At 33.1% G+C, this 26,611-nt stretch carries 34 protein-coding genes and 1 pseudogene; 1 reads left to right on the top strand and 34 read right to left on the bottom strand.

All coding sequences use genetic code 11. From position 1 onward, the window contains the following. Nucleotides 1-10 precede the first annotated feature (10 nt). From ABG79_RS06055 to istA, 34 genes are all read right to left on the bottom strand, one after another. Nucleotides 11-190: a hypothetical protein gene (locus ABG79_RS06055; RefSeq protein WP_057978179.1), complete on the bottom strand. Its 180-nt coding sequence runs from the start codon at nt 188-190 to the stop codon at nt 11-13. 35 nt (nt 191-225) lie between these two features. Next, complete coding sequence (locus tag ABG79_RS06060; protein WP_057978181.1) at nt 226-681, bottom strand: DUF6115 domain-containing protein; 456 nt, start codon at nt 679-681, stop codon at nt 226-228. A 12-nt stretch (nt 682-693) separates the two neighbouring features. Next, the gene (locus ABG79_RS06065) at nt 694-1,422 is read right to left on the bottom strand and encodes a FliA/WhiG family RNA polymerase sigma factor (RefSeq protein WP_083490355.1); all 729 of its coding nucleotides are present in this window, start codon (nt 1,420-1,422) and stop codon (nt 694-696) included. Between the two features lie 13 nt (nt 1,423-1,435). Continuing rightward, on the bottom strand, nt 1,436-2,101 hold the full coding sequence (locus tag ABG79_RS06070; RefSeq protein WP_057978183.1) for a flagellar brake protein: 666 nt from the start codon (nt 2,099-2,101) through the stop codon (nt 1,436-1,438). After that, nucleotides 2,098-2,970 (bottom strand): MinD/ParA family protein, encoded by an 873-nt coding sequence (locus ABG79_RS06075; RefSeq protein WP_057978185.1) that lies wholly within the window; start codon nt 2,968-2,970, stop codon nt 2,098-2,100. Before ABG79_RS06075 ends, ABG79_RS06070 begins: the two co-directional genes overlap by 4 nt. A gap of 1 nt (nt 2,971) precedes the next feature. After that, nucleotides 2,972-4,039, bottom strand: coding sequence for a flagellar biosynthesis GTPase FlhF (flhF, locus tag ABG79_RS06080; protein WP_057978187.1), 1,068 nt, complete (start codon nt 4,037-4,039; stop codon nt 2,972-2,974). Beyond that, nucleotides 4,036-6,087, bottom strand: coding sequence for a flagellar biosynthesis protein FlhA (flhA, locus tag ABG79_RS06085; protein WP_057978189.1), 2,052 nt, complete (start codon nt 6,085-6,087; stop codon nt 4,036-4,038). The genes flhF and flhA overlap by 4 nt, the downstream gene beginning before the upstream one ends. Nucleotides 6,088-6,096: 9 nt before the next feature. Further along, nucleotides 6,097-7,920: a flagellar biosynthesis protein FlhB gene (gene flhB / locus ABG79_RS06090; RefSeq protein ID WP_057978191.1), complete on the bottom strand. Its 1,824-nt coding sequence runs from the start codon at nt 7,918-7,920 to the stop codon at nt 6,097-6,099. 9 nt (nt 7,921-7,929) lie between these two features. Next, nucleotides 7,930-8,199 carry a flagellar biosynthesis protein FliQ gene (fliQ, locus tag ABG79_RS06095; protein ID WP_057978193.1) on the bottom strand — a complete coding sequence of 90 codons (270 nt, stop codon included), beginning with the start codon at nt 8,197-8,199 and terminating at the stop codon, nt 7,930-7,932. An 11-nt stretch (nt 8,200-8,210) separates the two neighbouring features. Next, nucleotides 8,211-8,945, bottom strand: coding sequence for a flagellar type III secretion system pore protein FliP (gene fliP / locus ABG79_RS06100; protein ID WP_423230089.1), 735 nt, complete (start codon nt 8,943-8,945; stop codon nt 8,211-8,213). Nucleotides 8,946-8,958: 13 nt separating this feature from the next. Next, entirely contained in the window at nt 8,959-9,321 is a 363-nt protein-coding gene (locus ABG79_RS06105) for a flagellar biosynthetic protein FliO (RefSeq protein ID WP_057978197.1), read from the bottom strand. Between the two features lie 8 nt (nt 9,322-9,329). Continuing rightward, on the bottom strand, nt 9,330-9,761 hold the full coding sequence (locus tag ABG79_RS06110) for a flagellar basal body-associated FliL family protein (protein ID WP_057978198.1): 432 nt from the start codon (nt 9,759-9,761) through the stop codon (nt 9,330-9,332). 1 nt (nt 9,762) lies between these two features. Then, a complete protein-coding gene (locus ABG79_RS06115) occupies nt 9,763-10,521 on the bottom strand; it encodes an OmpA family protein (protein WP_057978200.1) in 759 nt (252 codons plus the stop codon). Further along, complete coding sequence (locus tag ABG79_RS06120; protein ID WP_057978202.1) at nt 10,514-11,335, bottom strand: motility protein A; 822 nt, start codon at nt 11,333-11,335, stop codon at nt 10,514-10,516. Before ABG79_RS06120 ends, ABG79_RS06115 begins: the two co-directional genes overlap by 8 nt. Continuing rightward, a complete protein-coding gene (locus tag ABG79_RS06125; RefSeq protein WP_057978204.1) occupies nt 11,332-11,535 on the bottom strand; it encodes a flagellar FlbD family protein in 204 nt (67 codons plus the stop codon). Before ABG79_RS06125 ends, ABG79_RS06120 begins: the two co-directional genes overlap by 4 nt. Nucleotides 11,536-11,548: 13 nt before the next feature. Further along, nucleotides 11,549-12,481: a flagellar hook-basal body complex protein gene (locus ABG79_RS06130; protein ID WP_057978206.1), complete on the bottom strand. Its 933-nt coding sequence runs from the start codon at nt 12,479-12,481 to the stop codon at nt 11,549-11,551. Nucleotides 12,482-12,550: 69 nt separating this feature from the next. Next, nucleotides 12,551-12,913 (bottom strand): TIGR02530 family flagellar biosynthesis protein, encoded by a 363-nt coding sequence (locus ABG79_RS06135; RefSeq protein WP_242859314.1) that lies wholly within the window; start codon nt 12,911-12,913, stop codon nt 12,551-12,553. Continuing rightward, nucleotides 12,900-13,310, bottom strand: coding sequence for a flagellar hook capping FlgD N-terminal domain-containing protein (locus ABG79_RS06140; protein WP_057978207.1), 411 nt, complete (start codon nt 13,308-13,310; stop codon nt 12,900-12,902). Before ABG79_RS06140 ends, ABG79_RS06135 begins: the two co-directional genes overlap by 14 nt. Nucleotides 13,311-13,321: 11 nt before the next feature. After that, a complete protein-coding gene (locus tag ABG79_RS06145) occupies nt 13,322-14,665 on the bottom strand; it encodes a flagellar hook-length control protein FliK (RefSeq protein ID WP_057978208.1) in 1,344 nt (447 codons plus the stop codon). A gap of 4 nt (nt 14,666-14,669) precedes the next feature. Beyond that, nucleotides 14,670-15,107, bottom strand: a complete 438-nt coding sequence (gene fliJ, locus ABG79_RS06150) for a flagellar export protein FliJ (RefSeq protein WP_057978210.1) — start codon at nt 15,105-15,107, stop codon at nt 14,670-14,672. An 11-nt stretch (nt 15,108-15,118) separates the two neighbouring features. Then, nucleotides 15,119-16,423 carry a flagellar protein export ATPase FliI gene (fliI, locus tag ABG79_RS06155; protein WP_057978212.1) on the bottom strand — a complete coding sequence of 435 codons (1,305 nt, stop codon included), beginning with the start codon at nt 16,421-16,423 and terminating at the stop codon, nt 15,119-15,121. Beyond that, on the bottom strand, nt 16,410-17,183 hold the full coding sequence (locus ABG79_RS06160) for a FliH/SctL family protein (protein ID WP_057978214.1): 774 nt from the start codon (nt 17,181-17,183) through the stop codon (nt 16,410-16,412). The genes fliI and ABG79_RS06160 overlap by 14 nt, the downstream gene beginning before the upstream one ends. After that, on the bottom strand, nt 17,167-18,183 hold the full coding sequence (gene fliG, locus ABG79_RS06165; RefSeq protein WP_057978216.1) for a flagellar motor switch protein FliG: 1,017 nt from the start codon (nt 18,181-18,183) through the stop codon (nt 17,167-17,169). The genes ABG79_RS06160 and fliG overlap by 17 nt, the downstream gene beginning before the upstream one ends. Nucleotides 18,184-18,188: 5 nt before the next feature. Continuing rightward, nucleotides 18,189-19,757 carry a flagellar basal-body MS-ring/collar protein FliF gene (gene fliF / locus ABG79_RS06170; protein WP_057978219.1) on the bottom strand — a complete coding sequence of 523 codons (1,569 nt, stop codon included), beginning with the start codon at nt 19,755-19,757 and terminating at the stop codon, nt 18,189-18,191. A 24-nt stretch (nt 19,758-19,781) separates the two neighbouring features. Continuing rightward, nucleotides 19,782-20,045 carry a flagellar hook-basal body complex protein FliE gene (gene fliE / locus ABG79_RS06175; protein WP_152978219.1) on the bottom strand — a complete coding sequence of 88 codons (264 nt, stop codon included), beginning with the start codon at nt 20,043-20,045 and terminating at the stop codon, nt 19,782-19,784. Nucleotides 20,046-20,080: 35 nt separating this feature from the next. After that, on the bottom strand, nt 20,081-20,509 hold the full coding sequence (gene flgC / locus ABG79_RS06180; protein ID WP_057978223.1) for a flagellar basal body rod protein FlgC: 429 nt from the start codon (nt 20,507-20,509) through the stop codon (nt 20,081-20,083). Nucleotides 20,510-20,512: 3 nt separating this feature from the next. After that, a complete protein-coding gene (flgB, locus tag ABG79_RS06185) occupies nt 20,513-20,923 on the bottom strand; it encodes a flagellar basal body rod protein FlgB (RefSeq protein ID WP_057978226.1) in 411 nt (136 codons plus the stop codon). Between the two features lie 217 nt (nt 20,924-21,140). Further along, entirely contained in the window at nt 21,141-21,605 is a 465-nt protein-coding gene (locus ABG79_RS06190) for a hypothetical protein (protein WP_057978228.1), read from the bottom strand. A gap of 8 nt (nt 21,606-21,613) precedes the next feature. After that, nucleotides 21,614-21,994, bottom strand: coding sequence for a flagellar export chaperone FliS (gene fliS / locus ABG79_RS06195; RefSeq protein WP_057978229.1), 381 nt, complete (start codon nt 21,992-21,994; stop codon nt 21,614-21,616). Nucleotides 21,995-21,998: 4 nt separating this feature from the next. After that, entirely contained in the window at nt 21,999-22,355 is a 357-nt protein-coding gene (locus ABG79_RS06200; protein ID WP_057978231.1) for a hypothetical protein, read from the bottom strand. 11 nt (nt 22,356-22,366) lie between these two features. Beyond that, nucleotides 22,367-22,705, bottom strand: coding sequence for a flagellar protein FlaG (locus ABG79_RS06205; RefSeq protein ID WP_057978234.1), 339 nt, complete (start codon nt 22,703-22,705; stop codon nt 22,367-22,369). Between the two features lie 111 nt (nt 22,706-22,816). Beyond that, nucleotides 22,817-23,254 (bottom strand): NUDIX domain-containing protein, encoded by a 438-nt coding sequence (locus ABG79_RS06210; RefSeq protein WP_057978236.1) that lies wholly within the window; start codon nt 23,252-23,254, stop codon nt 22,817-22,819. 203 nt (nt 23,255-23,457) lie between these two features. Beyond that, nucleotides 23,458-24,195, bottom strand: a complete 738-nt coding sequence (istB, locus tag ABG79_RS06215) for an IS21-like element helper ATPase IstB (RefSeq protein WP_057978237.1) — start codon at nt 24,193-24,195, stop codon at nt 23,458-23,460. Further along, complete coding sequence (gene istA / locus ABG79_RS06220) at nt 24,192-25,721, bottom strand: IS21 family transposase (protein ID WP_057978239.1); 1,530 nt, start codon at nt 25,719-25,721, stop codon at nt 24,192-24,194. The genes istB and istA overlap by 4 nt, the downstream gene beginning before the upstream one ends. A 59-nt stretch (nt 25,722-25,780) precedes the next feature. Between istA and ABG79_RS06225 the strand changes: the two are divergent. Continuing rightward, nucleotides 25,781-26,611: pseudogene (locus ABG79_RS06225) on the top strand (transposase); the annotation flags it as partial.

A 26,611-nucleotide genomic window follows, 5' to 3' on the forward strand; every position in this document is an offset into this window, starting at 1 on the left:
CACTTCCCCCTTACTTTTTATCATTTTCGAAAAATGCCTTAATCTCATCGGGGTATTTCATTCCCAATTCCCTTGCTTTTATTTCAATTTGTTGGTTTGTCATATTTTTTGTTGTTGTAAATGACATTAAAATAGCAGTTATAACTATACCTATTCCAAGCCCAAGTAAAAAGTTCCTATCCTTAATCAATTGATTAATTTTTAGTTTTAAAATTAATTCAATTATTAAACTTTTGCCTTTTTCAAACCAAGCCTTAATAATACCTCACCCTTTCCAATATTGAGCTTAGAACTTATATCATCAACTGAATAACCTTGTTCATTCAATTTATAAATCAAATCGTTTAGGTCTAATAGTTCTTCCTCATTTTTCTCTTCAACAACGATATTGGGTTTATTTACCTCTTCATTTTTTGTTGGAGCATCACTAAATTTTACCTTTTGAATCTCATCTATCTTAGCTGATAATAATAAAATAGAATCTTCCACGTTTTCAAACCTTAGATTTAATTCTTTAATTTGGTCCATAATAAAACTTAATTTCATGTCTGACTCGTCCTTTATTTTGTTTTCTACTAAGTTATCAAATTTTTCAACAATATCTGCTTCTTTTTTTTTAGTATTCAGTTTTAAAGCAATAAATATTAATACAATACCTATTGCTATCATAATAAACTGCATTATAATCCTCCATCACATATATTTTAATTTCTTTAGGTTTTCCCTTAATCTAACTAAGGCTCTACTATGAAGCTGCGATACCCTAGATTCGGAAATTTCAAGGACTTTGCCTATTTGCTTGAGCGTTAGCTTTTCATAATAGTAAAGATTCAAAATAGTCTTGTCTTTATCCGGGAGCATAGAAATTGCCCTTTTGAGCATGTCCAACTTTTCTTCGTCCTCAATCATTGCATCAGGCTGTGGGCTATTTGTATCTTCAATCATATCTTTAACTTGTAGATCTTCATCATCTGATTTAAAGAATATCTCCTCTAGCGATACCAACGAAACATAATTAACAAATGTTTCAATATTTTTAAGGTCTTCCTCTGATATATTTAAATATTCAGATATTTCTTTGTCAGTAGGCTCTCTGTTCAATTTAGCTTCAAGTTCATTTCTAGCATTATTAAGAGAAGAGAGTTTAGAAAAGGCGCTTTTTGGAATCCAGCTAATCTTTCTTAATTCATCTATAATTGCACCTTTAATTCTCAAAGTAGCATAGGTTTCAAATTTCAACCCCTTTGATGGGTCAAATTTTTCTATCGCATCGATTAGCCCTAATATGCCAAAACTCACTAAGTCCTCAAAATCAACTCCTGGAGGTTTACCTGTTACTAATCTTGATGCTATATATTTTACAAATGGAAGATATTTAATTATCATTTCTTCTCTTTCATCATATTGGCTATAACATTTCACTATATTTTCACCTCTATTTTAGGAGTTTGAGTTGTTCTCGCATTTTACTAAAAATAAATCTAATTATATTGTCGCGTGTTTTTTCATCTATATTGTCAAATCTAAGTGCCAATCTGAACGTTTTATTATCAAGTTCTTCTATTCTTATAACAGAAGCCAGTATCATTACCTCCTGAGGTAGCGGAACTAATAAAAGAACATTAGCACCTGGTGTTGTCTTTTCTTTGGATATTATCTTGATTCCACCTCCGCTGATATCAACACTTAAGCCTTTATTCATCTGTTTATAATATGTTGGTGGAACATCTCTTAAATCAAAATACCGTTTATCTTCCGGCAAAAGTGAATATTTTATTTCCATAGTAATAGGAAGTCTAAAATATTCTCTTCTTTGGACCTTTTCAATAACCTCAGGTAGACTCAAAACAATCATTTCGACATTGTTTTCTCGTCTTTTACCTAATATAATTGATCTACATTTAGTTACATCCTTTTCTGTTGGAACAAAAAATTCAATTGTGCTTCCAGGATGAGTTATAAAATATCTGTTACCAGATAATGGGATGTCAATCAAAATATAATTCTCATTAGTATCCTGAACCTTGCTTTTATATGCAACTCCATCCTGCAATACTTCAATCTTTTGATTTACGTTTAGTTTTAAATCCAACCCTGTCATACACCTCTCCCCATTTTCTTAATTAAATTGGTAAATAATTCCTTGATTGAACTATTCTTGTTTTCCTGTTTCTGTCCTAATATCTCTGAAGCAATTTTATACATACATAAACTTGCCTCTGTTTTAGGATATGCTAATACATATGGTCTTTGTTCAACAATGGATTGCCCTACTTTAATATCCTCAAATAGGAATCCTCTATAATTCAATGATTTATTAAGAAAAATATTGACAGTCTTATTTAATTTTTCAAACGTATCCCTTGCTTCAAGTATAGTTTTAACTTTATTAATTACAATATTGATATTATTCTGTGAATTTTTATTAGCAATAATCTTAATTAAACTATATGCATCAGTCAATGAAGTAGGCTCTGGTGTGGTTATAACTATTAACTCATCAGCTACGCTTACAAAGTCAAGTATAAAGTTTGAAATACCTGCACCTGTGTCAACTATTAAAATATCTACATCACTTATCTTAGAAAATTCTTCAAGTAAAATTTCTCTTTGCTCTTCTTTAAGTTCGATTATGTCTTGAAGTCCTGAACCTCCTGGTATAATTTTTATACCTTCCCTTGTTATCTCTATTATATCATTAATACTCATCTTATTAAATATAATATCATAAATGCTATATTTAGATTTTATTCCATACATTATATCAACATTAGCCATACCTATATCTGCATCAAGAATTGCTACATTAGCCCCCCTAAGCCTTAAGGCTGCAGCTAGGTTTATTACAAAACTAGACTTGCCAACTCCACCTTTTCCACTAGTTACGGTTATGACTCTAAAACTTTTGCTTTCTAATTTATTTTTAGTCTTGTTTTGAACCAAAGCTCTTAGCTTTTCTGCTTGATCCATATCATTCTTCCCCCATCACTAATTTAAACAATTTGGATGGGTCGGCAAGTTCAATATCCTCTGGAACATTTTGACCAGTAGTAATATAGCTTATTGGTTTACCGCTAGTGTATGAAGACGTAATTATTCCTCCGTAAATTTCTGTCTCATCAAGTTTTGTAAAAATGAGGCTATTATATCCAAGTGCATTATAATTTTCTATTATCAACTTTAAATCTTTTTGTTTAGTTGTCATTGACAGAACTAAATAAACATTATCTGGTTGTATTTTCTCGATAAATTGTTTTGTTTCAGCAATTTGCATAGCATTCTTGCTATTTCTGCCGGTTGTATCTATCAATAAAATATCGCATTTTTTCATATTTTCTAAAATCTTTGGTATATCCTTTATTGAAAATACAACTTCAAATGGAACTCCTAGTATTTCTGCATAGGACTTTAATTGTTCTATAGCTCCTATTCTATAAGTGTCAATAGTTATTAAACCAACTTTTTTATTCTTATATAAGGTATAAATGCTTGCTAATTTTGCAATTGTTGTAGTTTTCCCAACCCCAGTAGGTCCGACAAACACATGTATTCTTTTATTATCTACGTCAGCTGTTTTAATAGTTTCCTTTAAGGTGTTGATAATTTCTACCTCAAGTTTTTTATTAGTAACCTTCTTATCGCTTAATTTATTCCTTGTTCTATTAATTATTTCTTCTACTATTTCTTCTGGAACATCACTTTCAACTAATTTATCCTTTATTTTTAGCTTTGCAGTTTTTTTAGATGTTTTTGTTTCTGCCAAACTACTATCTGTCTGCGTCTTAACAAGAGTTTCAACCATTTCCTTAAGCTCAGTAATCTCCTTTTCAAGTTCTTTTGAAGGTTGATTTTTATCTTGTTTTTTATTTTTATCGTCAGCAGCAGCCGTCACTTCTAATTTTTTAGGCTTAAAAAAACCTAAAAACCCTTTTTGCCTGATTTTTCTTTGACTCACTATAACGGCATCATTGCCTAATTCATATCTGATTTTTGCAAGCGCTTCCTGCATACTGTCTACAATATATCTTTTTACTATCATATGCTCACCATCCCAAGTGTCTCGATTTGTATATCAGCTGGTATTTCATTCATTGATAAAACTATTAAATTCGGGAATACCATTTCGGTTAATTTTCTAAAAGCTGGTCTAATTCTCGGTGATACCATGACAATTGGTTGCCCATTATAAAAATCACTTATTTCGATATTGCTCTGGACTGCTTCGAAAATTTTCCTTGTTGTATCAGGGTCAAGAGCCGGGTATGAACCTTGGAAGGATTTTTGAATATTATCAGCAATCATCTGTTCAAGCGAAGGATGCAATGTTATAAGTCTAATTGTGTTGCTATCATCAACAAGATTCTTACAGATAACCCTTCCTAGTGAAATTCTAACATATTCAGTTAATAGCTCAATATCCTTTGTATTTAGAGCATTATCTGCTAGACTCTCCATTATTGTAACCAAATCCCTAATTGGAACCCTTTCCTTTAACAAATTTTGAAGAACTTTTTGAACTTCTCCAAGAGACAAAAGACTTGGTATCAATTCATCAACAACAGCGCTGTAGTTTTCTTTAACATTATCTATTATCATCTTTACTTCCTGTCTTCCTAAAAGTTCATGGGCGTGTTTCTTTATAATCTCCGTTAGATGTGTCACGAGAACTGTTGTTGGGTCTACAACAGTAACTCCCATAATTTCAGCGTCATCCTTTTTGCTGTCTGGAATCCAAACTGCTGGAAGTCCAAATGTTGGTTCTACAGTCCTTATTCCATCTATTGGAATGCCTTCACCTAAAACGTCAATTGCAAGATAATGATTTACCAATATTTCTCCCTTTCCAACAACGGTTCCCTTTATCTTTATTGTATATTCGTTTGTTGCAAGCTGCAGATTATCCCTTATTCTTATTGGCTGGACTATAATTCCCATTTCAAGCGCAAGTTGTCTTCTAACACCTGCAATTCTGTCCAACAGGTCCCCCCCTGATGACACATCTGCAAGGGGTATTAGCCCATAACCAATTTCTATTTCAAGAGGCTCAACATTTAAATATTGCATAACATTTTCTGGTTCTTTTCTCTCTGGTTTAATTTCTTCAGGCTTTAAATCATCCTTAATTTTGCTCTCCTTTTTATCCTTCGATAGCATGAATGCTGAAAGGCCGCATACTGCTGCTAAGGATAGAAAAAGAAAATGAGGCAAAGATGGTATCAAAGCTAGTATAGTTAATATTCCGCTTGCGATAGCAAGAACTTTAGGATAAGAAGTAAACTGTCCTGCAAGTTCTTTTCCAAGCGTTGTATCGCTTGTTGACCTTGTAACTATAATACCTGACGCGGTAGAAATCAACAGTGCTGGTATTTGGCTTACAAGTCCATCTCCAACCGTTAATAAAGCAAACTTTTTAAGTGCATCAAGAGCTGGTAGATTAAAGAACAATAGTCCAATCAAAACTCCTCCTATAAGATTTATAATTACAATTACAACACCAGCTATGGCATCGCCCTTAACGAATTTGCTTGCACCGTCCATTGCTCCATAAAAATCTGCTTCCTGCTGCAATTTTTTTCTTCTTATTTTTGCTTCTGTTTCAGAAATAATGCCAGCATTCAAATCGGCATCTATGCTCATCTGCTTTCCAGGCATTGCATCAAGCGTAAATCTTGCTGCAACTTCAGCAACTCTACCTGCACCGTTTGTAATTACAACAAACTGAATAACCACTATGATTATAAATAGAATAAAACCCACTACATAATTTCCACCAACAACGAAATTTCCAAATGCTTCTATAATTCTACCCGCTTGACCTTGTCCTAATATAAGCCTTGTTGAAGAAATATTAAGTCCAAGCCTAAATAATGTAGTTATCAACAGCAATGTTGGAAAAACAGAAAACTCCAAAACTTCTGTCGTAAACATCGTCAATAAAAGGATTACAAGTGAAATTGATAAATTAAGTGCTAAAAAAACATCCAAAAGCCATGTTGGAAGTGGAATTATTATCATTAAAACTATTAATATTATTACAAAGGCTATCAAAATATCTATATTGCTTTTTAAAGTGGAATTCGTCTGCATCTATTATCCTCACATCCTTTTAATGCTATAAACATAAGCAATTATTTCAGCAACTGCTTGATATAGTTCGATTGGTATCGTCTGGTCAAGTTCTGCTTTCGCATACAATGTCCTTGCTAAGATTTTGTTTTCTACTACCGGAACATTATTTTCTTTTGCTATCTCCTTAATCCTTTTAGCAATCAAATCAGCACCCTTTGCAACTACAACCGGAGCATTATCCTTGTTTCTTTCATACCTTATTGCAACTGCAAAATGAGTTGGGTTCGTTACAACAACAGTTGCCTTTGGAACTTCGTGCATCATTCTTCTCATTGCCATTTCTCTTTGTTTTTGTCTTATTCTTGATTTAATCTGAGGGTCTCCCTCTGATTGCTTTAATTCTTCCTTAACTTCCTGCTTTGTCATCATCAAGTCTTTTCTTAACTGTCTCTTTTGTATTATAAAATCAGCAATTCCTATAACTAACAAAAAAATTACCAATCTTGATAGCTGACTATCAGTAATGTCTTTAACAAATGGATAAATACCATATGGATTTAAATCGCTTGTTTTTAATATTTCTGGTAGCTTTGATTTAATAAAACTAAATGTTATATAAAAAATAATGGAAATCTTTAAAACCGATTTTACCAGCTCTAAAAAAGAACGTTTGGAAAAAATTCGCTTCAACCCATTTGCAGGGTTCAATTTTTCAAATTTAGGAATAATGTTTTCTCCCGTCAACAAAAATCCCGTCTGAACGATATTTGCAAATACTCCAAGAACCATTATCGTTAAAACAAAAGGTAATGCAACTATTGCTCCATTTTTTAACATAAAACTCATAATAACCTTTGTTGACGAAATTGATAAATCATATTTGGTAATATATTCAAAGCTTTGGATAACAAAATTTCTTCCTTTAAAATAAATGCTCTGTCCAAAAATAAGAAACAGCAACATAACGCCAAGCAATACAATGGATGAATTTAAATCTACGCTTTTGGCTACCTGTCCTTTTTTACGTGCATCCTGCAATTTTTTAGCGCTTGGCTCTTCAGTTTTATCTTCAGAAGCCATAAGCATTAGAACTGGAAAGGTGTTAAAAATCTTTATTAAATCCCCTGACAAACCCTCAAATATTTTAACATATATATGAGTTAATCCGGGTAAAATTGTAGATACTGCAAATAATCCTACTAATGTTTTTATTGGTAAACCTAATATAAATATATTTATCTGGGGAACAGCTCTATTAACAAGCCCAAGCGTAAAATCTGTAATAAATACTACTATCACAACGGGTGCCGCAAGCTGCATTGCTATATAAAAACCCTTGGCAAATGTATCTATTATTACCAGAAATAAATTTGAATTAATAGCTAAATTATTTAAAGGAACCACTTCAAAACTTTTTAAAATGGCCGATAAAATAATATGATGAAAATTTAGCGATAGAAATACTATCAGTGCAAACCAATTAAAAAACCTTTCAAGCGGGGTTGAGGCTGACGAAGTTGACGGGTCAAAATATTGGGACATCGAAAAACCGATATTAAAATCCATCAACTGTGCCGAAACCCTAATAGCATTAAAAATCAAAGTTGCAACATAACCTAATGAAATGCCAATTATTAGCTCCCTTGCAATATGAAACAATAAATCAAAATTGTTATTAATTACTCCTGCCATTGAAGTATTTATAATTGCGCTTGCTAAAATTGCAAGTATTAGCGAAAGTCCTATCTTAATCATAGCAGGAATTTGTCTTACCGAAAAAACAGGTGATGTCATTATCATTGCCACGATTCTTACTGATGCTAGAAAGAAAACCAAAAAATCATTTATCATCTATATCACCTATTTTACAATTAAATTGATATTGCTGAACATTGTCTGTGTAAACTGTATTAATGTTTTAGCCATCCACGACCCTAATACGATAAATACAACTACTACAGCTATAACCTTTGGAACAAATGTCAATGTCTGCTCTTGAATCTGTGTAGCTGCTTGAAAAATACTTATTAAAAGCCCTACTACCATTGATACTAAAAGAACTGGTGCTGCTACCATCAAGGCAACTGTTATAGCCTGTTTTCCAATAGCCAGTGCAAAAGATAGACTCATTTAATCAACTCCTACATAAAGCTTTCGATAAGCGATTTAACAACTAAATGCCAGCCGTCGGCTAAGACAAACAATAGTATTTTAAATGGCAATGAAATTGTTACTGGTGGTAGCATAAACATACCCATTGACATTAGAATGCTTGCAACAACCATGTCTATAACAATAAATGGAACGAAAATTAAAAATCCCATCTGGAATGCGGTTTTTAATTCGCTAATAATAAATGCAGGTATCAGTATTTTAAAAGGAACGTCGTATCTGTCCTTTGGTTTTTCAAGTTTAGAGGCATCATAAAAAAGCGCCAAATCCTTTTCTCGAGTCTGTTTTAGCATAAAATCCTTTACAGGTTTTGATCCTATTTCAAAGGCCTTCTCTTGAGTTATCTGTCCCTTAACATAGGGTTGTATAGCTTCGGTATTAACTTTACTGTAAACTGGTGCCATTATAAAAAAAGTCATAAAGAGAGCAAGACCAATCAATACCTGATTTGGAGGAGATTGTTGAGTTGAAAGTGCATTTCTTAAGAATCCCAAAACTATTATAATCCTTGTAAAGCTGGTCATCATTAGCACAATTGCCGGAACGAATGTCAATGACGTCAAAAGAATCAATAGTTTAATATTGTCTACATATTCCTTTGGAGTTTGTGCATCATCAACTGAAATATTAACTTTGGGAACCTGTATCTCCGGTGGTGCTGCATAAGCTACTCCGATGCTTATTAGTATTAAAACTATAATCATAAGACCAATTCTTTTAAATCTTTTCATTCTTCATCTTTCCCTTTAATTTTTTTATATCAAATAATTCAAACAAATTTTTAATCTCTGTATTTGCATTTTGATTTTTGTAAATTTCTAACTTTTCCTCATCAAGTTCTAAAAGTATTTTAATTTCATTATTTGTATTTGAAACAATATAAGGTTTTCCTGCAATTGTTACAACTGAAATAAAAGAGCTCTGGCTCAATGGAACCCTTTCATAAACTTTAATCAATCTTCCATTATTCATATTAGATAGATATTTTCCACCATACTTAAATGATATATATATTAATAATAATACTGCAGGGAGCAGTATTATTATTTTAATAAAACCTACAATAAAATTTCTTTCCATTAAATCACCTACTGTATCAATAAATCATAAAAATATACATTTGTTATTTTGTCTTTAGTTAGTAAATTATTAACGTTATCTCTTATTTCTTTTCTAATTGCTTCTACTTTATTTCCTTCAAATTCTTCAGATTTTTTGCTTCTAACTGTAGTAATTACTACATCTCTTATTTGAGGCATCTTTTCTGTTATTTCTCCTTCAAGCTTAGAGTTAGTATAAGCCAAGAATATTTTTACTTTTATATATGTCCTCATGCCTTCATCATTAAGGTTAACAACTAATTCATCCATCGCCATTGTCTTTTCAGGAAGGACTTTGGTGGTGGATTGTTTATTTTTTACAAGGAGCATATAACCAACAAATCCTCCAGCTATCAATACTAATACAAGAAGAACTATAATTATAATGAGCAGTTTTGATGCACCTTTATTTTCTGCCATACTATTTCTCTCCTTCACTCTTAGTAACAATCAAGATGTTAACTCTTCTATTCTTCTGCCTTCCTTCAGGGGTTGCATTTGAAGCGATAGGTCTAAACTCACCTGCCCCTACTGCTGTTATTCTCTCAGGGGATACCCCTTTGTTTTCAACTAGAAATCTAACAACCTTTACTGCTCTATCTGCTGATAGCTCCCAGTTGCTTTGGAAATAACCTCTATTGATTGGAACATTGTCAGTATGACCTTCAACAACGATCTCATTGTTAAAAACGCTTAGCAGCTGTGAAATTTTAGTCAATAACGGTAAACTCTCAGGTTTAATATCAGACCTTCCTGAATCAAATAGAATCTTTTCCTGTAATTCGATTACTACCCCTTTAATATCTTCCCTAACTGTAATTTTAGCTTCCAAATTGTTTTTTTGAACAAATTCCTTAACTTGATTATAAACTTTTTGCGTTTCTCCCTTTTGAACTTCCAAATTAACCTTACCAGGTTGCCTATCCTTAGTTTCAATTTCTACGCCAGGGTTGGAATTAACAGGAACCGGCCCTAAATTGCCCCCGCTGGTTATTACATTAGCATTCCCACCAAAAGCCTTTGCCATTGAAAACACAATCTGTTGAAATTTGACTGCATCCATTGTTGAGAAGGCATAGAGCAACACGAAAAAGCATAGCAACAAATTCATAAGATCTGCCCAAGTAGTAAGCCAACCTTCCGTGTTTATTTGTTTTTTAGGTGCTCTTTTTCTACTCATTTACAACCGCACCCTTTCCTACGTTTTCTTGTAACATTTTCAATCTCTCTTCTGGAGGTAGGAATGCTTTCAGCTTATCTTCTACAATTCTTGGGTTTACGCCAGATTGAATTGCAAGTATTCCTTCGAGCATCATTTCTTTTAATCCTACTTCGTCACCGCTTTTGCTTTCAAGCTTAGTAGCAAGTGGATTGAAGATGAAGTTTGCTAATACAGCACCATAAAATGATGTTATAAGAGCAACAGCCATATTAGGTCCAAGTGATGATTGATCTTGGAGATTCTTCAGCATAAGAATAAGTCCAATTAATGTTCCTATCATACCAAACGCTGGAGCCATTCCCGCCCAAACTCTTAAAACAGTTATAGCACTCTGATGTCTCTTTTCCATCTCAGTTATTTCAAGTTCAAGTATTTCTCTTATTATTTCCGGTTCAATACCGTCTACTACCATCTGAATACCGCTCTTGAGGAATGGGTCGTCAAGATTGGCGACCTCATCCTCTAGCGATAGTAAACCTTCTTTTCTTGCTTTTTTTGAGAGTTCAACAAATATATTAATTATTTGTGCTGGTGAAATCATTTTTTCAAAGAAGGCATTTCTTATTGCCTTCGGCAGATTCTTTAAGGCAGACATAGGAACAGAAATCATTACGGCAAAGAAGGAGCCAAAAATAGTTACAAATATAGATGCCAAATCATAAAATGTTGTAATCGCACCAATTATCGATGCCTGTCCCCAGATCATCCCAGCTATTATAACTAGAAAGCCTAGCACAAGGCCTATAATCGTTGATATATCGCTTTTCTTCATTCTATTACCTCCACCACTGGTGTCATGATTTTCTGCCTGAATTTGATTATTTTGTTTATTATTTCTTCTGGAGTATCCTTAACAACAAACTTTTTTCCATTTGTTGTTGTGATAACAGTGTCAGGTGTTATTTCTATTTTTTCAATTAAATCAGAATTAAGATAAAAATCTATATTATTAAATCCTGTAAGCCTAATCATAAATTATACCCCATTATCTCTTTAGATTTAGAAGTTCTTGAAGCATTTCATCTGAGGTAGTTATCGTTCTGGAATTAGCCTGGAATGCTCTGCTTGTTACTATCATGTCAGTAAACTGTTCTGCAAGGTCTACATTTGACATTTCTAAAAGTCCCTGTCTTAATGTTCCAAATCCAGAAGTCGCTCCAAGCCCCACTGAAGGTTCGCCGGAGTTTGAAGTATTTCTATAGGTATTACCACCCAATTTTTCAAGACCTGCCGGATTTTGAAAATTAGCAAGAGCAATTTTGCCAATAACTACTGTTTTATCTCCATAAATTCCTTTGATTGTTCCATCCTTATCTATTGAAAAGCTAAGTATTTTTTGGCTTTCTCCTGCATCATTCAATGCTTCAAATGGAATTACTATATTTCTTAGCTGCGATGCAGTTGTTCCGCTTCCTGGACTTATTTCTGGATCATAGGTTGGATCATCCGTAGTAACTGTAGGTGGATTTGTAGGGTCATAGACATCAGTTAGGAAAGTCGTATTATAAGTCCCCATAACATGAAATCCCTCAGATGTCACAAGATTTCCTGAAGAATCAAGCGTAAATGCTCCATCCCTTGTGAATCTTGTTTCAATTCCATCTGATATAATAAAAAATCCATTCCCTTCAATTGCAATATCAGTTGCCCTGCCTGTAGTTGATAAAGCCCCCTGATTCATATTTGTATCAATTCCTGCGACTGCAACACCCAAGCCAGCTTGCTTCGGGTTTGTTCCACCCTTACCGCCCGATGGTGCTGAAGCATTTTCAAGCGTCTGGGACAAGATATCCTTAAATGTAACCCTTTGTGCTTTAAAAGCTGTTGTGTTTACATTAGCGATGTTGTTGCCTATAACGTCCATCTTTATTTGATTGGCCTTCATACCACTTACTCCGGAATTTAATGATCTTAACATAATACTCCTCCTCATTTTATTTAGTCGTTTCAATCAGTCCACGACTGAGGCCTCCCATTAGGGTCCAGCCTAAATTATAATTGCACTATCTATATTTGTAAAAACATTTTCCTTTATGCTTTCTGAATCAATAGCTGTGATAACTGTATTGTTTTTTATACTGGTAAGAAAAGCTATATTGTTGCAAATTATTAGGCTTTCCTTGCCACCCTTTTCCTTTAATTTTCTAACAGCCATATTTATTTTGCTAATATCATCATCGCTCAAGTTTATATTTCTTGCCCTGAGCCTTTCGAGTGCATGCCCTGAAAATTTTACTTCATTTTTTTCATATCCCTCAAGTATTTTTGCAAAGTCAACAGCTCTCTCTATCCTTCTGTTTAAATTATTGTTTTCTTGAAGATTTATATTTTCAACTCTATTTATTGTCACTTACCTCACCTACACCTACAACATCATCGAGTTTAAATTTACCATCCTCAGTTATAATGTATACTTCATTTGCTTCAAGTTTGACACCATTAACATTTGTCTTAATTTCAGTATCATTTACATTTACATGAACATCTTGTCCTATTAGTAGGGTTCCTTCTGTTAGTTTTTGCGAAACTAATAGTTTTTGCAAGTTTACATTTAGATTTTGAGATTGTTCAAGCGCTGCAAACTGTGCCATTTGTGCTATATACTCAGTGTTATCCTTTGCATTTAAAGGGTCCTGATTTTGAAGTTGAACAGTTAGAATTCTTAAAAATGCATCTTTATCAAGGATGTCATTTTTCTTATTTGCCGTCAAATTTGTGTTGCTTCCAAAGACCTTTGTTATATCCATACTCACACCCCTTAAGCTATAATATTCAATCCATCCTGGTCATCAACAAGCTTGTCAAACTCAAACTGCTGCTCACTATAATTTTTATTTTGTCCATTTTGTTGTTTAAATCCATGTCCATTTCTTTCGTTTAAATTATCATTGTTAAGGTTAATAGTAACATTAGTTACAGTAACATTGTTGTTTCTTAACTCCTGCTTTAAGTTCTCAATCTGGCTCTGAAGTGCTGCTGCGACTTCTCTTTTATCAACGAGTATATTGCCCTTAACCTCTCCCTTTTCAAGAACTACCTTAACAGTTATTTCTCCTAAATCCTCAGGATTTAGTTTTACTCTAAGTTCTGTTATTTCAGGAAGTCTTAAGCTTCTAAATCTTTCAACGGCTATTTGAATTATCTCATTTGTCTTTTGTGGTGTGATAATTCTTTCAATTTCAGCTCTTAAGTCATTCTTATTCACTTCATTAGTGTTAGTTTTTATCGATTTAAGTTCAACATTTGCATTATTGAAGCTTATATCTTCATCAACCTGTGCTTCATTTTGAACGGCCTTATCATCATTGCTCCTCTTTTCTACAGCAATGTTTACTGCAGCTTTATCTGAGATTGTTTTTGTTAAATTATCATCACCAGAACGCAAATTTTCTTTTTTAATTTCACTAACTGATGAATCGTCATTTTGCATTTCAGGTTTTTCAATTATCTCATCATTTGGTATGCTCATCTTTACAGGCTCATTTTTATAATTATTTTCAACAATTTTCTGTAAGACTGTTATAAATTGATTTTTATCAACTTTATCAGAGCCTAAGATTCCATCGAGAAGTTCATTTATTTCCTTTAGATTTTCAGTTTGATTATAATTTTCAACTTTTTCTGTATTCATTAATAAACCTAAAAGTTTAATATTAATGTCCCTTATATTTACTATATTAACAAGTGAGTTTTCTGTATTAACTTTATCAGTTGATTCCACTTTGCTATTAATAATGTATTGATTCAGACTATTCACAAAAGCAATAATCTGGTTTAAAAAAGGCTCTATATTCTCCTGAGGCTCTTTTAAATCCTTGCTAAACTCAGTATCATTTGTCAACTTTTCAATTAGTTTTTCTAGTTTTGCAATTACATCTTTAACAAGTTCAACATCATCAGAATTATCTTCAAACTCTGTTGGATTGGCTATATCCTGCTGATTATGTTGGTTTTCAACTTTAATGCTGCTACTTGAGTTTGTTGGAACCTCTTTTGTAGAAACCTTATTTAACAAATCATCAAAATTTAGACTTGTCTTTTTATTATTCTTGTTTCCTGGCTTAAATTCAACCTTCAATGAATTGATTGCATCAACCTTCATAACTTCACCCCCTTTCGTGTCTTATATAGCTATAAAGAGCATAGTCGTCATTTAACTTTTGCTCTTTTTTGCCTTCCTCAAACAAAAATTCATCATATGCCTTTTCTTTAAGTTTTTCAATTATGCCTTTGTCCTTAGTTGCCTTTATGAGTTCTTCCCTTTTTTTATTTAGTTTTTCTTTTGCCCTGTTAATATTTTCTCTTTGGGATTCTATTCTTTGTTCAAGAAATTCCATAAATCTTGTATAATTCTGATACTCTACAACTGTTTTAAAATTCTTAGGTTTGAACAAATTTTGATCCTTTGTATTAATTAGTTCATTGAGTATTTTTTCTTGCTGTATATAATTTTGAAGTGCAGCAGCAAATTCCCTTTTTATTCTTTCTTCCACATCGCTTCTATAATCCAATACATTTTGAAGCTTAAATTTAAATTTCTCCATTTAATCACCTTCTAACCTATGCTTATAATCCTCTCATAGGTTGATTTAAAATCGTTGTGTTCAGTCATTCCCTGCCTTAGAAATGAATTCACTTTATCAATAAGTTGTATTGCCCTGTCTATTTTGGGATTGGAACCTTTTTGATAGGCTCCTATATTTATCAAATCCTCTGCATCCTTGTAGGTTGCAAGTATATCTCTTAACTCTGATGCCTTTTGTTTTAGTTTTTCATCAGCTATTTGTGGCATCAATCTTGATATACTTCCTAAAACGTCAATGGCCGGAAAATGATTTTTACTTGCTAGTTTTCTAGAAAGAACTATATGACCATCTAGTATACCTCTTGCAGCGTCGGCTATCGGCTCATTTAAATCATCACCATCTACAAGAACTGTATAAAATGCTGTTATAGTTCCCTTATCTGAATTTCCTGACCTTTCCATAAGCCTTGGTAGCATTGCAAATACAGAAGGAGTATATCCTTTAGTTGCAGGGGGTTCCCCTATCGTTAAGCCAACTTCTCTTTGAGCCATTGCAAAACGGGTAACCGAGTCCATCATAAGCATTACATTGAGCCCCTGGTCCCTGAAATATTCTGCAATTGCAGTTGCGGTAAAGGCACCTTTAAGCCTTAACAGAGGTGGCTGGTCTGATGTTGCAACTACAACAACTGATTTTTTCAAACCTTCTTCTCCCAAGTCTTGCTCAATAAATTCTCTAACTTCCCTTCCTCTTTCACCGATTAGACCTATAACATTAACATCTGCATCGCTGTATCTTGCTATCATTCCTAAAAGTGTGCTTTTTCCAACTCCACTGCCTGCAAATATGCCAACTCTTTGTCCAACTCCGACTGTCAAAAAACCATCTATTGCCCTAATTCCTGTCGACATTATCGTATCTATTCTTTTTCTTGTAAGCGGGTTTGGAGGGTCGTTGTCAAGCTTATACTCAGTTTCTGTTCTAAACTTTTCGCCATTCATTGGATTTCCAAGTCCATCTAACACTTTTCCAAGTAACTCCTGACCAACTTTAACATTCAAAGTTTTACCAGTAGCCTCAACCTGACAGCCAGGTGCGACTCCAGTTAAATCTCCAAGGGGCATAAGCAATACCCCTTTATCCTTAAATCCAACAACTTCAGAGTAAATAAATTTATTTAGACCAACATATATTTTGCAAACTTCTCCAACAAACGCTCTAATACCTTCTACTTCAATTGTCAATCCAACAACTTTTTTGACTTTACCAGTTAATTTTATCGAATCTAAACCTACCATAGCATCTCTTAACTTATTAAAATCAATTTCTAGCATCGTAATCATTCCTTAACAAATTTTGAAGAATCATATCAAGCTGAGTATCAATTCTTCCATCAACAAACCCTGATGGAGTTTCAGCATAAATATTGCCTTCTTCTATCGATGAATCTGCTAATAATATCAAGTCATTTGGATTTTCAACAAAAATTTCCAGTTCCTCCTTACGTCTTTTTAATAGACTGTAATCCTTTGGATTCACCTTGACTAATATTTGGCTCTTATCCATTGATTTCGATATTACTTCCCTTGCAATATTAAAGATGGCATCTGCATTAATCGAAAGCTCTGATTTTATAATTTGTTTTGCAATATCTACTGAAATAGCAATAATCTCCTTTTTCTTTTCTGCAATATAATTAGCAACTTCATCTTTTGCCATCTTAATATAGTTTTCGGCATTTTTTTTCATTTCTTCAGTTTGAATAGTAACTTCTTCCATTCCTTTTTTATATCCCTCTTGATAGCCCTGCATAAATCCGTCATTATATCCCTTTTCTGTTGAGTTTTTATAAACTTCCTGTAGTTTGATTTCAGCATCCTTAAGCATTTTTTCTGCTTTTGTTCTTGCCTCTTCTATTATAAAATCAGCTCTTTCAATTGCCTCATTAATTATCGAAGTGTTCATTTCTTCTTCATTAGTTTCATTAGCCATAATACCTGGAATACTTTTATTATTGATTTCAATCTGGGGCGGAGTAATTATCGCATCACCATTTATGTTTGTGTATTTTATTACTTTAGAGTATGATTGCATCGTCTCCACCTCTTGATACTATTATTTCTCCTGCTTCATCAAGTCTTCTTATAACCGCAACAATGCCCTGCTGTGCCTTTTCAACATCCATAAGTCTTACAGGTCCCATGAATTCTAAATCTTCCTTTAAAGATTGTGCTGCACGCTTTGACATATTGTTGAATATAATATTTTGAACTTCTTCTGAGGCACCCTTTAGAGCAAGTGCTAAATCCTTCTGGTCTACTTCTCTTAGTATGCGCTGTATAGAAGCATTGTCGAGCGTAATGATGTCTTCGAATACAAACATGCTTTCCCTGATTTTTTCTGCAAGCTCTGGTTGTTCTCTATCAAGCTCATCAAGTATTGATTTTTCTGTTCCTCTATCAACATTATTAATAATTTCAACAAGAGTTTGAACACCACCAATTTGTTGAAAGTCTGGCCTAATTACATTTGATAGTTTCTTTTCAAGTATATCTTCAACTTCTTCTATAAACATCGGTGAGGTGTTGCTCATTGTAGCAATTCTTTTGGCTACATCTGCTTGTAAATCCTCAGGAAGACCTGATAGAATTTGTGCTGCCTTATCTGGCTGTAAATAACAAAGTATCAATGAAATAGTTTGTGGATGTTCATTAATTATTACATTTAATAGCTGACTTGCATCGGCCTTTCTAGCAATACCAAAAGGTCTATACTGCTGAGTAATTTCAGAAACCTTATCAATTATCTCAATTGCCTTTTGTGTTCCAAGAGCCTTTGCAAGAAGAGTTTTTGCGTATTCAAATCCACCTTCTATTATATAATCCTTAGCTTTATTCAAATTTACAAATTCCTTTAATACTTCTTCCTTAATCTCTCTCTTAACTTTTGGCATATTCGCAATTTCAAAAGTTATCTTTTGTATTTCTGTTTCGGGAAGTTTCTTTAAAATAGGTGCTGAGGCCTCAGGGCCAAGGCTAATAAACAGTATTGCAGCCTTTTGAACTCCCGATAGTTTACTTGAATCCTTTGGCATAGCAATCACCTCTCATCCTCAGCTAACCATGTCTTAATAAGTTCAACTACTTGTTCTGGTTTCTTAGCTGCATAATTTCTAATTTCCTTTTCAAGGTCCATTTCTTCATCTGAATCTGATAAAAGCGGTTCATATGATGCAGGCTGCTTTGGTAAAACATCTGAGATTACAACGTCAATTCCCTGAGGTGTTTGTGCAACTAATTCTGCTTCTTCTTTATTTCTTCTTCTTCGTCTTAACATTAAAATTAAGAATGTTAAAAATGCTAAAGCAGCTGCTCCAATATAAGCATACATTTTAATCTTTTGCTGTTGTTCTATTTGCTTTTGTAGCGCTTCTATTTCCTGCTGGGCTTTTAATTTATCCTCATTATTAAATGCCAATGCTTCAATATTTATCTGGTCGCCTCTTTGTTCGTCATATCCTGTAGCTGCTGCAACTATATTTTTTATTGTTGTTTTCTCGGCATCATTTAAAGTTCCATCTATTACAACAGAAACTGTCAATCTCTTAACTTCTCCAGGAGCCTTTAACACCTTTTCTTCTGTTTGTCCAATTTCATAATTTGTAAGTTCTTCTTCCTTAGATGAGTTTGAAGACTGATTCCCGCTTGAGCCAACTGTATTGCTCATATTGTTATCAATAGGACTAGAGCCGGTCCCTGTTCCTGCTGAATCCGAAGTTGATTCTTTAATCTTGTGTTGACTTCTAATTACAGCATCTTTGTCGTATGATATGGTTGTGATTGTCTTTGAATCGAAATCCATGTCAGCATTTATCTTAACAGTAACCTTATTCCTACCAAAAACAGATTCAAGCATGTCTAAAACATCCTTTTGAAGCTGTCCTTCAAATTGTTTTTCAATCTCTCTCTGTTTTAGGGCTGAAGATGTTCCTGTTAAGGTATCGTCAAATAAACCTTCTGATAAAAGGTTCATGTTGCTATCAATTACTTCAACATTTTCCTTTGGAAGATTCTTAATAGAACCTGAAATTAGAGCAACAATCGCTTTTACCTTTTCAGGGGTCAGCGTATTAGTCCCCTTAAGCTTTAAAGTTACGGATGCACTTGCCTTTTCACTTTCCCTTGCAAATATAGTCTCATCAGGCAAAACAAGGTGCACCCTTGCCTTTTCAACCTCTTCAAAGCTCTCAATAGTCCTTGCCAACTCATCCTGAAGCGCCCTTTGATACATAACCTTAGCTTCAGTGTCAGTTACCCCAAATTTGCTCTGGTCAAACAAACTCCAACCTTGTCCTGATGATGGAAAATAACCGTTTTCAAGGACAGTTAATCTTAATTCATCCACTTGGCTTTCTGGAACGAGAATTGAATCTCCTTGTATTTTGTATGAAATTTTCTGCTCCTTAAGTTTACTTATTATTGCGTTGGAATCCTGCGGTTGAAGGTTTGAAAACAAAACCCCATATTTAACCCTAGTTAAATATGTTGTTGAAATTATTATTGCAGCTAATAAAAAAGTAAAAAGAGAGATTATTGCTATTTTTCTTCCCTTCGTGGCATTCTTCCATTTTTCTAATAAACTATTTAAAATTTGCTTTATTTTGTCCATTTATAGCACTCCTTCACAGGTCAACTATATTTGCATTCTCATTAATTCTTGATAAGCATCGACTAATTTATTTCTTATCTGGACTGCAAGTTCAAGCGTAAGCCTTGCTTCTTCTGTAGTAATCATAACCTGGTGAATATCCTGAGCCTGACCTGTTACTAAATCCATAGTTGCCTTTTCGGCTTCTATTTGCTTTTCGTTAACTTTATCCAAAGCATCTTTAAGAAAATTTTCAAAATTAAGCGTATTATTTTGAACAGAGTTAGTTTTATGGACATTGTTAAACATATTCGTTGCTATTGCATTTACTTCCACCTATATCACTACCTTCCTATTTCAAGGGCCTTCATTGCCATTTGTTTTGAGACATTCAATGCTGTAACATTTGCTTCAAATGCTCTCGATGCAGTTATTAAATCAACCATTTCGTTTAAAATATTTACATTGGGCATTAAGACATATCCATCTTTGTCGGCATCTGGGTGTGATGGGTCATATACCTTCTTAAGAGGGCTTGGGTCCTTTGAAACAGCTGAGACCTTAACTCCCTTTAGTTTTTCTGTCACTTTATTATTATCTATGGCTCTAACTAAATTTTCTTCAAACGAAACAACCTTTCTAACATATGGTCCACCCGAAGAAGTTCTTGTCGTTTCAGCGTTAGCAATATTATCAGCGATAACCTCCATCCTTAGCCTTTCTGCTGACATTCCGCTTGCGCTTATTCTAAATGCATTAAACAGATTATTCATTCATTACCTTCTCCCTTCACTTATTACATATCTTCTCATAGCAAACCTCGAATTTGCCTGTGATACGAGAGAGTTATAAAGAATAGCATTTGCTGCTAGATTTGTCATTTCATTATCGATGTCAACATTGTTTCCGTCAGTTCTCATTGAAGTTGTGTTATCCTTTTTAATTTCATAATTCAAATTTTCAAGACTAGTTCCATCATTTAGATGTTTACTATTTGTGGTTTTAAGCGGTAAACTTTCTCCACTAACTGCCTGCTTTAATTTGTCTTCAAAAACAACTCTGAAGGCCTTATATCCTTTTGTGTTGATATTTGCAATATTGTGTGATATAACTCTGTTTCTTGCCGATGAGGCGTCAAGAGCTTTTTTAAGCATTTCCATACTGATATTATCTATTCCAGAAGGCATCACCAACATCTCCTTAAAAATATTCTAATACTAATTTATTACAGGGTATTCCATGTGTCAACAAAATTTTACTATAATTTAACATGAAATTAAATTTTTCGATAAATACTTTTTGTTTTATTATATATTTTACAATAAAATGTGACACATTTAAATATTTTTTGTAAAATTTTTGATAATAAATTTATGGTAAAAAAAATAGTCCCTATCTCAAGGACTATTTTTTGACATCTATAATATTATTGCTTTTACTAATATTTACATATCCTTCAGCCATCTTCTTTGCATACTCGTTTTCTTTTAGTAGATTTGAAAAAGAACTTAGTTGCTTATTTAGCTTAGTTATAATCTTATCCTGAAGTTTTTTAGTGTTTTTTATTACTTCTGCAATCTCCTTTATTATATCGTTAAATAGTTTGAACTTTTCTGCGTCCTCAATTCTCTCTATTTCATTTTTTGTAAAGTCAGTTATATTTTTCTTTAGAATATAGATTTCCTTTAGCTGTTCTACCCTTTGGTTTGCCTTATCTATCACCTCGAGGTCAAATGAAATGTTCTGCAGTTGTTCATTATATTTATCGATATCTATCTCCTCTTCACCTTCAAAAATACTAAGAAGAGTATAAATTTCTTTATACTTTTCAAGCTGCTTATTATACAATTCAATTATTTCATCAAACATACTAACACCTACTTCTTGGCTATTTTGTATGCCTCCTCAAATGTTGTCTTTAGCTCCTCTGCAAATTCCAATATTTCTTTTGCAATCTCTACATCCTTTTTTGCATTTGCCTCAACTAATCTTCTATACATATAATCATATAATAGCATAAGGGATTTTGCCATCTCTCCCCCAAGTTCCATATTCAAAGTTGCCATAAATTCAAGTATTATATTTTGAGCCTTTATAAGGTTTTCATGTGATTTTTTAATATCCTTCTCTTCGATTCCAACTATACCAAGCTTAATAAATTTTACGAGTCCATCGTATAACATTAATAATAGTTTTTCTTTAGATGCTGTATTTATGCTATTTTGTTGATATGCGTTTAATGCGTTTGCGTAAGTCAAAGTATCACCCTCTTATATCAATTATTTTTCCTGTTATATTATTTAACGAGTTCAGTATTTTTTCAACATCTCCAACTTCAGTGTCCAATATCACATTGCCCTTTTCGTCCTTCAATTTAATTTTTACCCTACCCTTTAATATTTTATATTCTAATTTAATATTATACCTGTTCAAATAAGCCGAAAATTGTTCTGCAGCCTTTTGCTGCCTTTCGTGGCTAAAGTTTTGCTCATTTTTGCTGTTGTCCTGCTTTGATTCGGCATTCTTTGCTTCGTGAACTATTCTGTCTACTATTTTAGTTTCAATCTGCTTAATCGTAAGGGGTTCAAGTTTATCAAGTGTTATAGGATTAATAGGCATCTTCCTTCCCCCTAACGCTTTTCATCTACGAATATGCCAAACACTTCCATCATACTTGCTATCATATCTATTATCTTCTTTGGAGGTATTTCTTTCAAAATTTCCCCAGTTTTATCGTTTATAATCTTAATCATTACATCGTTTGTTTTTTCATGTATTTCAAATTTAAGATGAGTAGTATTAGACAAATATTCGTTTGCCTTTTCAACAGCTTTTTCTATATCTTTTCTATTAAATTTTTCTTTTGGCTCCTTTTCCTTAGCCTGATTCTCTATCTGCTGTTTTTCAACTTTAATGGGCTGCACCTCAGATGAATTTAAATTCCCTCTATTAATATTCTGGATTTCCATTTAATCATCTCCCCCTATGTATCCTACTTTTAATATCGGAAACAATTTAATAAACTTTATACAATAGGTATTGCAGTGGATAAATTTTACTAAAAATAAAAGAGGTATCATCTACCTCTTAATTACATTATCCTTTATATATAAAAGCTGCTTTCTAACATTATCAAACAGTTCAAGCTCAACTGCTTTATCTATATCAAACCATCCAATATCTCCATGGTTTTCTACATCCTTTATAGTATCATTTTTGGCTCTTGCAATATATACAAAATCCTCATGATAATGGTCTCCAACCTTTTCAAGCTGAACAGTAAACGGAACTGGCAGCGAATTTGCCCTTTCATCAGAAAAATCCTCAAAAACGTTTATAAATTCTATTTCAACCCCAGCTTCTTCCATTGCCTCTCTCTCTGCAGCAGCATGAATTAGCTCCCCCTCTTCAACATGCCCACCAGGTGGAAGGAAAGATTTCAGTTTTTTGTGAAATAAAAGTAGTATCTGATTTTTTGAATTTAAAATATAAACTGCAACTGCTCTATGATGGTTCATATGCGCCTCCAAAAATTGTTAAACATTGAGCGTAAACATCTGATTAATTAGCTTTGTTTTTCATTTCTTTTCTTACACCTTCAATTTCTTCTTCAGTTAATCCTGTTGTTTTTATTATTGTAATAATATCATGTGTTTTGTAATAATAAAATACAAACTTTTGAAAAAAATCTTTGCAATATCCGCATTACCATAATTGTAAATTAATTGCATTTCATTAATGAATTTTGGAACCTCCAGCTTGGCCCTTCAAACATTAGCAAATGACTATGATGAACCATCCTGTCAAGTATTGCATTTGTTAGCTTTTCATCGAAAAAGATGCTATTCCATTTACTAAATTCAAGGTTTGTAGTTAATATTATGCTTTTTTTCTCATAGCATCCTGCTATAACCTGGTATAATAGTTTAGCTCCTTCAATGTCAATTGGTATATAGCCCCATTCATCGCATATCAATAGGTCTACCTGCTCTATTTGTTTTAATAATTTTTTCAATGTCCCATTATTTTTTGCATCTATTAGTTCATTAACAAGTGCAGCTGTTCTGAAGAACTTAACCTTCATATTGTTCATACAGGCAGCAACTCCAACTGCTACTGCAAGATGTGTTTTGCCTGTGCCTACTGGTCCATATAGTATTAAATTCTCTTTCTTTTTCACAAATTCTGCACTTTTGAGTGCATCTATTGTTAAATTAATTGGTATTTCAATATGGTCAAATTTATAGTTTTCAAAGGTCTTAATAACATCAAATCCTGCTTGTTTTAAATATCTATTTTTTCTTGTAGTTTCTCTATGCTTTATTTCTATTTCAAGCACTTTAGCAAGAAATTCTTCATGACTATCCGCTTGTATAATCCCTATGCTTCTAACAATATTTGTCCCAAGCTTAAGTTCTTTGCAGTAATTTCTTATTTTATCTACTATCGCTTCGTTCATATTGCATACACCTGCCTATTACACAGGCTATCATATACATTGATATCTGTTTGATATTCTTTAATCTTTGGGATATTGTCGTTAAGATTTATTTCATTTATTGCAACATTCCCCACGTTTTTAATACGATAGTAAGTTGCAATAATACTGTCTATGTCTTTAACACCATTATTTAAGGTCTCTTCTATTGCTCTTGTTGCATTTATTATTCCTAAATGTTCATCTCCTTCTATCATTTTCATAAGTGCTTTAATACTTCGCTTTTTCCCTTCATAATCTTGACTATCTATATAGTCCTTCCAAACCTCGGGTAACTCGTTGAAAAACTTTGTATATTTTATTGCTTTAGGTCTTCTTGATAGAGCTTCAAGGTAAGGATACCACTTCATCGATTCTTTATACTTATCATAAATTCTTTCGTGAGTTACTATCGTTTTAAAGTCCTTATTCATTATTATTACTTTGTCAGCTTTAGCTTTCACAACGACTTCTACGCCTGAATAAACTGGTGATGTTGAATAAAGATTAGTTTCAAACTCTGCTTTCCCATACTTGTCAGTTATTATGGTTTTTATTCTTCCTACCTCAAATTCCTTTTCAGGAATCTTAAACATATATTCTTTTTCTTCATCAAGGAGCTTTAAAATCATTTCTCCCTTTCTATAATGCTCTCTTTTCATATCAATGTCCGAAAGCTTCAGCAATTCCTTATTGTATTCATCAATATTTTCAAAATGTGGAATAGGAACAAAAAAATTTCTTCTATGGTATCCTACTTTATTTTCAACATTCCCCTTTTCGTGTCCACTATTAGGATTGCAAAAATTAGCTTCGAATCCATAGTGTAGAGCAAATCTTTCAAATTGTTCAACCAGATTTCTCTCTCGACTTTTCCCGAATATTACTGCAGCCGAAAGATTGTCAAACCATATTTTGTATGGAACATGACCTATGTATTCGAATATCCTTTTCATCCCTTCTAAAAGGCATTCTTGATTTTCTCCCTTAAAAACCTGAGTGTAACCACCATTGCTGTATGGGAAAGTCATGTTTAAATAATGTCCTTCAATTTGTCTTCCTTTTTCATAAAACACCGCCTGGCCAAAATCAACTTGTGCTTCACCTTTAGGATGTTCAAGAGGGATATATCCTTCTTCATCCTTGTAAATTTCTTTCTTCTTCTTTGCAACATAATCTGCAATTGTTCTGTAACCTACATTAAGAAGTTCTCCATATTCTTCTTTTAATCTTGTATAAATTCTTTTAGCAGTGTGCCTTTGTTTAACTGGAGCAGTCTTATCCATCTCTAACCATCTATTAATTATTGGTATTACTGATTCAATCTTTTTAGGACGACCTCTTTTGTCTCCTTCTTTTTTACCTATATTCAGGTTAAAATCGTCTTTCTCAAGATATTTCATTACTGTTCTGTAATTATGTCCAGTAATTTTTGCAATCTCATTTACTTTTTTCCCTTTACTGTAATACATTTTTTTGATATTCTTAACTTGAGTCATTGTTAACATTCCTTTCTACCCCCTTTAGCCTCTCAACTAAAGGGTAGTTTATTTTTGGGATGTTGACAATGACTTTTTCCATTTTTTATTTGTATTTCTTTTCTTCAACTATTTGTATTTATATTTTACATCAAGCATTTAGAAAAAGGCTTAGCAAGCAAAAACTCTTTGGCAAATCAAGTGAACAGAATATAGATGGTCAAATATCACTTCCAATATTTAATGAGGCTGAAGCTGAACGGCAACCGATAAATATTGAACCTAAGCTTGATGATGTAGCTATAGAAGAATCTAAATCAAAGCCCAAAAAGCAAAAGGGCAAGAGAGAAAAAGATTTTTCCAAACTTACCAAGCAGGTTGTGGAATACAAGCTATCTAAAGAGGAACAGGTATGCCCTGAGTGTGGCAATACCCTTCATGAGGTGCGCCCTGAAATCCGAAGGGAACTTGAAGTGATACCAGCTCAAATCATTGTAAAAGAAACACATTCAATGATATATTCATGTCGTAATTGCGAAAGAGAAGGAATCACTGTTCCAATGATTACAGCTCCTACACCTAAACCAGTAATCAAAGGAAGTATTGCTTCCGCATCATTGATAGCAGATATAATGACTAAAAAATATGTAGATGCAATACCACTATATAGACAAGAACAAGAATATAAACGTTATGGATTACCAATTAATAGGCAGAACATGTCTAATTAGATTATCAGTGCTGCTCAAAATTGGTTAAGCCCAATGTATAAATATCTTCAAAGTATGCTTGTAAATCATGATGTATTGCACGCAGATGAAACAGAGCTTGAAGTTATAAATGAGCCAGGGCGAGAAGCAACCACAAAATCCTACATATGGATGTATCGAACAGGCAATGGGCATGAACCAATCGTTCTA

Origin of the sequence: Caloramator mitchellensis, assembly GCF_001440545.1 — a bacterium.
GTDB classification, from domain to species: domain Bacteria; phylum Bacillota; class Clostridia; order Clostridiales; family Caloramatoraceae; genus Caloramator; species Caloramator mitchellensis.